Origin of the sequence: Streptomyces echinatus (assembly GCF_014203595.1) — a bacterium.
In the GTDB taxonomy this organism is placed as follows: Bacteria; Actinomycetota; Actinomycetes; order Streptomycetales; family Streptomycetaceae; genus Streptomyces; species Streptomyces echinatus.
Genome location: NZ_JACHJK010000013.1, coordinates 291,635 through 302,204 on the forward strand (window position 1 = coordinate 291,635; position 10,570 = coordinate 302,204).

5 protein-coding genes are annotated in these 10,570 nt (G+C 70.5%); all 5 read left to right on the forward strand.

The features are described 5' to 3' along the window. The first annotated feature begins 5 nt into the window (after positions 1-5). Positions 6-266, forward strand: a complete 261-nt coding sequence (locus FHS34_RS31595) for a phosphopantetheine-binding protein (protein WP_184971792.1) — start codon at positions 6-8, stop codon at positions 264-266. 40 nt (positions 267-306) lie between these two features. Further along, on the forward strand, positions 307-1,575 hold the full coding sequence (locus FHS34_RS31600; protein WP_184971794.1) for a beta-ketoacyl-[acyl-carrier-protein] synthase family protein: 1,269 nt from the start codon (positions 307-309) through the stop codon (positions 1,573-1,575). Beyond that, on the forward strand, positions 1,572-2,693 hold the full coding sequence (locus FHS34_RS31605) for a beta-ketoacyl synthase N-terminal-like domain-containing protein (RefSeq protein WP_184971796.1): 1,122 nt from the start codon (positions 1,572-1,574) through the stop codon (positions 2,691-2,693). Before FHS34_RS31600 ends, FHS34_RS31605 begins: the two co-directional genes overlap by 4 nt. Further along, positions 2,690-3,463 carry a 3-oxoacyl-[acyl-carrier-protein] reductase gene (gene fabG / locus FHS34_RS31610; RefSeq protein ID WP_184971798.1) on the forward strand — a complete coding sequence of 258 codons (774 nt, stop codon included), beginning with the start codon at positions 2,690-2,692 and terminating at the stop codon, positions 3,461-3,463. The genes FHS34_RS31605 and fabG overlap by 4 nt, the downstream gene beginning before the upstream one ends. 90 nt (positions 3,464-3,553) lie before the next feature. After that, the coding region (locus FHS34_RS31615) for a non-ribosomal peptide synthetase (RefSeq protein WP_184971800.1) at positions 3,554-10,570 on the forward strand (7,017 nt) is incomplete at its 3' end.

Consider the following 10,570-nt stretch of genomic DNA (forward strand, 5'->3'; position numbering starts at 1 on the left):
CTGAAATGGGAACTGACGACCTTCAGAACGACGCCAACTTCCTCAGGATCAAGAAGCTGGTGTGCGACCGGCTGGAGCTCGAGGAGGACGAGGTCACCACGACCAGCCTCTTCCATGAGCAGCACGGCGCCGACTCCCTGCAGAGCATCGAGATTCTCGCCGCACTGGAGTCGGAGTTCGACATAGAGATCGATCAGGCCAACCTCGCCCGCATGGTCAATCTCCAGGGCGTCTACGAGGTGGCCGCCGAAAAGCTGGGCTGGTGACTCGTGGCCGCTATCACCAACGTGCAGGAGACGGATGTCCATGGCTCCGCTTGACGTCGTACCGGGTGCCTCACCACGCCGAGTGGTGATCACCGGTCTGGGTGTTGTCTCGAGCATCGGCATCGGCGCCACGGAATTCGCCGCGTCGCTGCGCGCCGGCCGCAGTGGTGCCGGGCCGATCAGTCAGTTCGACACCGAGGGTTTCGCGCACTCCAACGGGTGCGAGGTCACCGGGTTCGAGCCCGAGCGCTGGATTTCCGGGCTGGATCCCGAAAGCCTGGGGCGTGCCACCCAGTTCTCGGTCGCGGCGGCCCGGATGGCCGTCACGGACGCCGGGTTGGCCGCCGCCGACCTCGACGGCCGGCGGGGCGTCGTCTCCGTCGGCACCACCGACGGCGAATCGCACGACCTGGACCGTCTCGTGGCGGCGGAGCTGCGGGACGGTATCGAGAACCTGCCCGCGGAGATCGCCGGGCGCGTCAGCCCGATGCGGCTGTCCACGGCCATCGCGCAGGAACTCGGGCTCACCGACGTCGAGACGACGGTGATGGCCACCGCCTGCTCGGCGGGCAACTACGCGATCGGCAGCGGTTTCGACGCGGTCCGTTCCGGTGAGGCCGACTTCGCCCTGTGCGGTGGTGCCGACGCCATCTGCCGTAAGACTTTCACCGGTTTCTACCGGCTGGGCACCATAGCCCCGGACGTGTGCCGTCCCTTCGACAAGGACCGCAAGGGAATTCTCACCGGGGAGGGCGCCGGCGTACTCATGCTGGAGCCTCTGGAATCCGCGCTGGCCCGCGGCGCGCGTATCTACGCCGAGGTTCTGGGATACGGAATCAACTGCGACGCCTATCACCAGGTGGCGCCGCAGCAGGAAAGCGTGACGCGCTGCATGGAACTGGCCCTGAAAGACGCTGGCGTCGACCCGAGCCAGATCGATATGATCTCCGCACACGGGACCGGCACCAAAGCCAACGACATCACCGAGACCAGGGCCATCCGGGATCTCTACGGAGAGAATCCGCCGCGCACGGTGTCGATGAAGTCGATGCTCGGTCACACCATGGGCGCGGCGAGCGCGCTGTCCGCCATCGGCTGCGCCCTGGCGATAACCGACGGATTCATTCCGCCCACCATCAACCATGTCACCACCGACCCGGAATGCCGGATCGACTGCGTTCCCAACGAGGCCGTCGAGGCGGACCTCAGGATCGTCCAGAACAACGGCATGGCATTCGGCGGGAACAACGCCGTCGCCATTTTCGGCAAATACCAGGACGAGCACCGGGAAGGGATGAACTGGCAGTGACGACCCATGGCCTTTCCGGCGATCACCGCCTTGTCATCACACGATGGTCGGCCATTTCTCCCTTCGGACTGGGCAGGAGCGCCTTCCAGGAAGGCGTCCGCGCCGGCCGGAAGACGGTGACCGCCGTCGACACGGAGCAGTGGTCCGTCCCGGACGACCACGCCTGTCTGGTCCCGGACTTCTCCCCCCGCGCTCTGCTGGGCAAGAAGGGCACCCGGGACATGGACCGGGTGACGGGCCTGGCGGTCGGCGTGACGGCGCAGCTGCTGGCCGAGGGCGCCGCCGACGGCGCTTCCGTCCCCACCGGTGAGGGCACCGGCCTGGTGCTCGGCACGACGACCGGCAGTGCCGAGAGCATGATGGGCTACACCCGCACGTCGATGCAGAAGTCCAAGCCGTTCCTGGTCGACCCGGCGCTGATGCCGTACGCGGTGATGAACTGCGCGGCCGGGCAGTGCGCGATCTGGCACGGCCTCAAGGGGCCGAACGCCACGCTCGCCGGCGGCCAGTCCGCAGGGCTGCTCAGCCTCAACTACACGCGCCGGCTGCTGGCTTCGGGCCGGGCCGAGCGGATCCTGTGCGGCGCGGCCGAGGAGTTCTCCGCCGCGCGTTCCTGGATCGAACACCACCGTCGCGGCCGGACACCGGCCGACACGGTCCTCGGCGAGGGCAGTGCCATGTTCCTGGTCGAGACGGCGGGCAGGGACACGGCGGAGCGTCTGCCGCTCGCCGAGATCCTCGACGTGCGGTCCCGCCCGCACGCCCAGGGCGCCGTCCGGGAGGCGCTCGCCGCCTGTGTCGCGGACACGCTGCGGCGGACCGGCCTCGGCCCCGAGGACGTGTGGGCCGTCGTCCCCTCCGGTGTGCACGCCCAGTACGCGGAGCAGGAGGCCGACGCGCTGCACGCGGTCGTGCGGGGCACGGACGCCCGATGGGTCGATGTGACCGGCCTGCTGGGTGACGCCGGTGCCGCCGGGGCGGCCTTCCAGATCGCCGCGGTCCTGAGCATCGCGGACGCCGACCCGGAAGCCGCCGGAAAACTCGCGCTGATCACCTCCGTCGACCGGGACGGCACCGTGGCCTGCGCACTGATCAGGACCGGGGGCGGCAGCCGATGACCGACGACACCACGCACCGCACGACGGAACCGGCGGGCCGCCGCGTGGCCCTGGTGAGCGGTGGCTCCCGGGGCATCGGCCGGTCGGTGGTGCTGCGGCTGGCGCGGGACGGTTTCGACGTCAGCTTCTGCTACCGGTCGAACGCCGCCATGGCGGAGTCCCTCCAGAAGGAACTCGCCGGCCTTCCGGTACGGACGCTGGCCGCCCAGGTCGACGTCGCCGACGGGGAGGCCGTCCGCGCCTGGGTGGCCCGGACCGAGAAGGAACTGGGCCCCGTCGACGTCGTCGTCACATCGGCCGGCATCACCCGGGACAAACCGCTCATGCTCATGAGCGACGACGACTGGCACTCGGTGCTCGACACCAACCTCGACGGCAGCTACCACGTCAACCGAGCCGTGGTGGTGCCGATGATGAAGCGGAAGTCGGGCTCCGTCATCAATCTGTCGTCGGTCTCCGGCGTGTACGGCAATCCCAGCCAGGCGAACTACTCGGCGTCGAAGGCCGGGATCATCGGATTCACCAAGGCGCTGGCCAAAGAGGTCGGACGGTTCGGCATCCGGGCCAATGTGGTCGCCCCGGGGCTGATCGACACCGACATGACCGACGCCCTGAGCGACAAGGCCAGGGAAGAACTGCTCCGGGCCGTCCCGCTCCGCCGTTTCGGCCGTGCGGAGGAAGTCGCCGACCTGGTCTCCTACCTGGCTTCGGACGCCGCCGCATACATCACGGGCAGCGTGTTCGAGATCCACGGCGGAATCACCATCTGACAGCGCGTTCCGCGCTGCTCAGGCCTATCAGCATTGCGTGAAGACGGGAGCTAGACGTTGTCCGGTGGCCGCCGCGGAGCAGTCCTGCCTTTGACCTCGGCACAGCGCGAAGTGTGGTTCGCGCAGCAACTCGATCTGGACAACCCGATCTACAACGTAGGCGGCTATCTGGAGGTACTCGGCCCGGTCGACCCGGCGCTGTTCGAAGCGGCGCTCCGCCAGGCCGTCGGCGAGGCCGAGTCCCTCCACGTCCGGTTCGTCGAGCGGGACGGCGAACCCGGACAGGTCCTCGACCCCGAGCCGGCGGCCTGGCCCCTGCACCACGTCGACGTCAGCGACGCGCCCGACCCGCGCGCCGCCGCCGAGGAGTGGATGCGGGCGGATCTGGCCAAGCCGTACGACCTCGCGCGGGCCCCGCTGTTCCGCCAGGTGGTCTTCACCGCGGGCCCCGACCGGTTCTTCTGGTACCAGGGCAACCACCACATCGTGCTCGACGCCCTCGGTGTCTCTCTCGTCATCCGCCGGGTGACGGAGGTCTACTCCGCGCTCGTCGAGGGCCGGGAGGTACCGGCCACCCGCTTCGGGTCGCTGGCCGGCCTGCTCCAGGACGAGGCGGACTACCGCGGCTCCCGCCGGTACGAGAAGAGCCGGGCGTACTGGCTCGACCGCTTCAGCGACGCCCCGGACGCCGCCCGGCTCGCCGCGCCGCCCACGGCCATGCCGTCCTCGTTCCTCCGGCGCACGGCCTATCTCCCGCACGACCTCTCGCAGTCGGTCCGCAAGACGGCCGCGAACACCGGGACCAAGGTGCACGGCGTGATCACCGCCGCGGTGGCCGCGTACGTCCAGCGGATGACCGGTGCCGAGGAGGTCGTCCTCGGTCTCGCCGTCACCGGCCGCGACAGCGGCCGCCTGCGCCGCAGCCCGGGCATGCTCGCGCACGCCGTACCACTCCGGCTGCCGGCCGGCCCCGGCACGATCATGGCGGACCTCATCCGGCAGACCTCGCAGGAGACCTTCCACGCGCTGCGTCACCTCCGCTACGGCAGTGACGAGCTCCGCCGCGAGCTGCCGGCCCTCAGCGGACGTCAGGGCATCTTCGGGCCCCTCGTCAACTACATGTCGTTCGACTACGACCTGCGCATGGGGACGCACCGCACCCGGTTCCACAACATATCCAACGGCCCCGTCGAGGACCTCTCGATCGCCGTCTACGACACCAACGACGGTCAGGACATCCGTCTCGACTTCGACGCGAACCCGCAGCTGTACACCGACTCCGAGGTGGCGGCGCAGCAGGACCGCTTCCTGCGTTTCCTCGCGTCCGCCCTGGCCGCCGACGCCGAGGAGCCGATCGCACACGCCGACCTGCTGTCCGCGGACGAGCGTGACCGGCTGGTGGTGGAATGGAACGCCACTCAACGGGACGTCGAACGGCCCGCGGTCCTCTCGGAGGCCTTCGAGGCACAGGTACGAGAGACTCCCGACGCGCCGGCCGTCGTCTTCGAGACCACCGAGCTGTCCTACGCCGAGCTGAACGAGCGGGCCAACCGCCTCGCACGCCTGCTCATCACCCAGGGCGCCGGACCCGAGCGACTCGTCGCACTCGCCGTGCCACGCTCGGCCGACCTCATCGTCACCGTCCTCGCCGTCCTCAAGACCGGCGCCGCCTACCTGCCCCTGGACGTCGAATACCCGGCCGAGCGCCTCGCCTTCATGCTGCGGGACGCCCGACCGGTCCTGATGCTGACGACCACGTCGGCGGCCGGCCACCTGCCGGAAGACACCCCGCGGCTGCTCCTGGACGACCCGGCGGTGACCACGGAACTCGCCGAGCTCCCGGCCACCGACACCGACCCCGGCGAACGCCACGGAGTCGTGTCCCCGCAGTCCCCCGCCTACGTCATCTACACCTCCGGCTCCACCGGCACCCCCAAGGGCGTCGCGGTGACGCACGCCGGTGCCGCGAGTCTCGTCGCGCAGCAGGCCGAGGGACTCGGTGTCGGCCCGGACAGCAGGGTCCTGCAGTTCGCGTCGGCGAGCTTCGACGCGATGTTCTGGGAATGGTGCATGGCCCTTCTGACCGGCGCCACCCTGGTGCTCGCGGTGGGCGAACGCCTGGTGCCCGGCCGTGCCCTGGCCGAGCTGGCCGCCGAACACCGCATCACCCACGCCACGATCCCGCCCGCCGCGCTGGCGACCATGGCCGTGGACTCCCTGCCCACGGTGACCACGCTGGTGGTCGCCGGTGAGGCTCCGTCGGCCACCGTCGTCGCCGACTGGTCCCGCGACCGGACGATGATCAACGCCTACGGTCCGACCGAGGCCACCGTCTGCGCGACCATGAGCGGGCCCCTCACCGGGACGGACACAGCGCCGATCGGCCGCCCCATCACCAACACCCGAGTGTTCGTCCTCGACGCCGGGCTGGCCCCCGTGCCCGCGGGTGTGGTGGGTGAGCTGTACCTGGCGGGCGCCGGTCTGGCCCGCGGCTACCTCAACCGCCCGGCCCTGACCGCCGAACGCTTCGTCGCCAACCCCTACGGCGGCCCGGGCGAGCGCATGTACCGCACCGGTGACCTGGTCCGCTGGAACACCTCCGGCGAACTCGAATACATCGGCCGGGCCGACACCCAGGTCAAGGTCCGCGGCTTCCGCATCGAACTCGGCGAAATCGAAACAGCCCTCACCACCCACGAGGGCGTGGCCCAGGCCGCGGTCGTAGTACGCGAAGACCGCCCTGGCGACCGGCGGGTCGTCGCCTACGTCGTACCGGCATCCGGTGCGGTCGCCCAGCCGTCCGCCCTGCGCCGACAGCTCGCACAGGCACTGCCCGAGTACATGGTGCCCTCGGCGGTCGTCGTGCTGGACGCGCTGCCGCTGACCCCGAACGGCAAGCTCGACCGTCGCGCACTGCCCGAGCCCGACCTCGGCACCCGCAAGACGGGACGCGCCCCCCGCTCACCCCAGGAAGAAGTGCTGTGCGCGGCCTTCGCCGAGGTACTCGGCGTCGGCCAGGTCGGCGTCGACGACAGCTTCTTCGACCTCGGCGGACACTCCCTGCTGGCCACCCGGCTGGTCAGCCGCGTCCGCTCGGTACTCGACGTGGAACTCTCCGTCCGCGCGGTCTTCGAGGCACCCACCGTCGCCGCCCTCGCCGAACGCCTCACCGCCGAAGCCGGCGTGCGCCCCGCCCTGCGGCCTACCACGGACCGCCCGGAACTGGTGCCTCTGTCCTTCGCGCAACGCCGCCTGTGGTTCCTCCACCGCCTCGAAGGACCCAGCGCCACCTACAACATGCCCATGGCCATCCGACTCACCGGCCAACTCGACCACACCGCCCTGCAATCCGCCCTCCACGACGTCATCGACCGCCACGAAACCCTGCGCACGGTCTTCGGCGAAACCGACGGAGTGCCCTACCAGCGCGTCCTGGACACGGCGAAGCCCGAACTCCCCGTCATCACCACCACCGAGGCGGAACTCGACGGGCAGATGGAGCGCCTCGCCAGGCACACCTTCGACCTCGCCGACGAGATCCCGCTGCACGCCACGCTGCTGGAGGTGTCCCCCACCGAGCACGTGCTGGCTCTGGTGCTGCACCACATCGCCGCCGACGGCTGGTCCATCGCCCCGCTCGCCCGGGACCTGGGACGGGCGTACACGGCGCGCGCGGCGGACCGGCCCATCGAGTGGCCCGACGGACTCCCCGTGCAGTACGCGGACTACGTGCTGTGGCAGCAGGACCTCCTCGGCAGCGCCGACGAGCCGGACAGCGTCATCAGCCGGCAGGTCGGCTACTGGCAGGAGGCCCTCGCGGGAATACCCGAGCGACTGAGCCTGCCCGGGGACCGGCCGTACCCCGCCGTGGCCGGCTACGCCGGTGGCGTGGTGCCTTTCCAGCTCGATGCGGAGGTGCACCGGTCGGCGATCACCCTGGCCCGCGAGACCGGCTCGACCGTCTTCATGGTCGTCCAGGCGGCGCTCGCCGCCCTGCTGCACAGGCTCGGCGCGGGCACGGACATCCCGATCGGCTCCCCGATCGCCGGCCGTACCGACCAGGCGCTCGACGAGCTGGTGGGCGTGTTCGTCAACACCTTGGTGCTGCGGACGGACGTGTCGGGCGATCCGACGTTCCGTGAACTGCTCGGCCGCGTCCGTGAGACGGACCTGGCCGCCTACGCCCATCAGGACGTCCCCTTCGAGCACTTGGTGGAGGTCCTCAGCCCGGCGCGATCGCTCTCGCACCATCCGCTGTTCCAGGTCCTGCTGGCGGCGGAGGACGTCGACGCCGGTGCGATCGAGCTGCCCGGCCTCACGTCCAGCCTGCGTCCGGTCGGCACCGGCACGGCGAAGTTCAGTCTCTCCCTCTCGTACAGCGAACAGCACCTCGCCGACGGGAGCCCCGCGGGTATCGGCTGCCGGATCGAATACAGCGCCGACCTCTTCGACCAGGACACCGCTCAGCGCATCACCGCACATCTCTCACGGTTCCTGACGGAGGCCGTGACGGACGCCGACCGGCCGATCCGGACGCTCGACGTCCTCACGGCCCCGGTCCGCCACCGGATGCTGACGGAATGGAACGCCACGGCCCACCGGACCGCCGGGCACGGGCATACCCTCACCGACCTCCTCGAGGCTCAGGCGGAACGGACTCCCGGCCGCACGGCCGTGGTCTTCGAGGGCAGCGAGCTGTCGTACGCGGAGCTGTTCGACCGCGCGGACCGGCTGGCGGCCCTGCTGACGCGCGGCGGCGCGGGTCCCGAAGGCGTGGTCGCGGTGGCCGTGCCCCGCTCCCTCGACCTGATCGTCGCCCTGCTGGCCGTGCTGAAGTCCGGTGCCGCCTATCTGCCGATCGACCCCGATGACCCGTCTGAGCGCACCGCGTTCGTGCTGGGTGACGCGCGGCCGGTCCTGCTGCTCGTCACCGAGGCGACGTCCGCCCTGCTGACCGGGACCGACGAGGTACCCAGGATCGTGCTGGACAGCCCCGGGAACCGGAATGACCTGGAGAGGCCGGAGCCAGCCGCTCGGCGTGCCTCGGGGCTGCTGCCGCGGCACCCCGCCTACGTCATCTACACCTCGGGCTCGACCGGCCGCCCGAAGGGGGTCGTGGTCCCTCACGAGGGCATCGTCAACCGGCTGCTCTGGATGCAGGACCAGTACGGTCTCACCGGCGAGGACCGGGTGCTGCATAAGACCCCGTCGAGTTTCGACGTGTCCGTATGGGAGTTCTTCTGGCCGCTGATCGCGGGCGCCGGTCTCGTCGTCGCGCGTCCCGGGGGCCACAAGGACCCCGCGTACCTCGCCGAGGTCATCGACGGGCAGCAGGTGACGACCGCCCACTTCGTGCCCTCGATGCTGCGTGCCTTCCTCGCCCAGCCGACGGCCGTCGGCTGCACGAGCCTCCGGCAGGTGATCTGCAGTGGTGAAGCCCTCACCGCGGATCTCGCCCGGTCGTTCCACGCGGTCCTGAACGTCCCGCTGCACAACCTCTACGGTCCGACGGAGGCATCCGTCGACGTCACCCACCACGCCTGTGCTCCGCAGGACGGGCCGGCCGAGGCGCACCCTCCGATCGGTCGCCCGATATGGAACACGCAGGTGTTCGTCCTCGACGCCGGGCTGGCTCCCGTGCCCGTGGGTGTGGTGGGTGAGCTGTACCTGGCGGGCGCCGGTCTGGCCCGCGGCTACCTCAACCGCCCGGCCCTGACCGCGGAACGCTTCGTCGCGAACCCCTTCGGCGGTCCGGGTGAGCGCATGTACCGCACCGGTGACCTGGTCCGCTGGAACACCGCGGGAGAGCTGGAGTACATCGGCCGGGCCGACACCCAGGTCAAGGTCCGCGGCTTCCGCATCGAACTCGGCGAGATCGAAACAGCCCTCACCGGCCAGGAGAGCGTGGCGCAGGCCGCGGTCGTGGTGCGCGAGGACCGTCCCGGCGACCGGCGGGTCGTCGCCTACGTCGTCCCCGCATCCGGCGCCGTCGCCGATCCCTCCGCCCTGCGCCGGCAGCTCGCACAGGCACTCCCCGACTACATGGTGCCCTCGGCTGTGCTGAGCCTGGACGCCCTCCCCCTGACCGCCAGCGGGAAGCTGGACCGGCGGGCACTACCCGCGCCGTCCTTCGACGCGGCGTCCACCGGACGGGCCCCACGGACGCCGCGGGAAGAGGCCCTGTGCGGCATCTTCGCCGACGTGCTGGGTGTGGGTCAGGTCGGTGTCGACGACAGCTTCTTCGACCTCGGCGGACACTCCCTGCTGGCCACCCGGCTGGTCAGCCGCGTCCGCTCGGTACTCGACGTGGAACTCTCCGTCCGCGCGGTCTTCGAGGCACCCACCGTCGCCGCCCTCGCCGAACGCCTGACCGCCGAAGCCGGCGTGCGCCCCGCCCTGCGGCCTACCACGGACCGCCCGGAACTGGTGCCTCTGTCCTTCGCGCAACGCCGCCTGTGGTTCCTCCACCGCCTCGAAGGACCCAGCGCCACCTACAACATGCCCATGGCCATCCGACTCACCGGCCAACTCGACCACACCGCCCTGCAATCCGCCCTCCACGACGTCATCGACCGCCACGAAACCCTGCGCACGGTCTTCGGCGAAACCGACGGAGTGCCCTACCAGCGCGTCCTGGACACGGCGAAGCCCGAACTCCCCGTCATCACCACCACCGAGGCCGAACTGGAGCGGAACATCGCCGAGGCGGCGGCCCACGCGTTCGACCTGTCCGCCGACGTTCCGGTGCGCGCGACGTTGTTCGTGCTGTCCGAGACCGAGCACGTGCTGCTGCTGGTGCTGCACCACATCGCCGGTGACGGTGGCTCGCTCGGTCCCGCGCTGCACGACATGAGCGAGGCGTACGCGTCCCGTTCAGCCGGTGCCGCGCCCGGCTGGGCCCCGCTTCCGGTGCAGTACGTGGACTACACGCTGTGGCACCAGGAGCTGCTGGGAGCCGAGGACGATCCGCGGAGCGCCGTCAGCCGACAGGTCGACTACTGGAAGACGACCCTGGCGGGCATTCCGGAGCAGTTGGAGCTTCCGGTGGACCGTCCGCGTCCGGCGGTGGCCAGCTACGCCGGTGCCGCCGTCCCCCTCACGATCGAC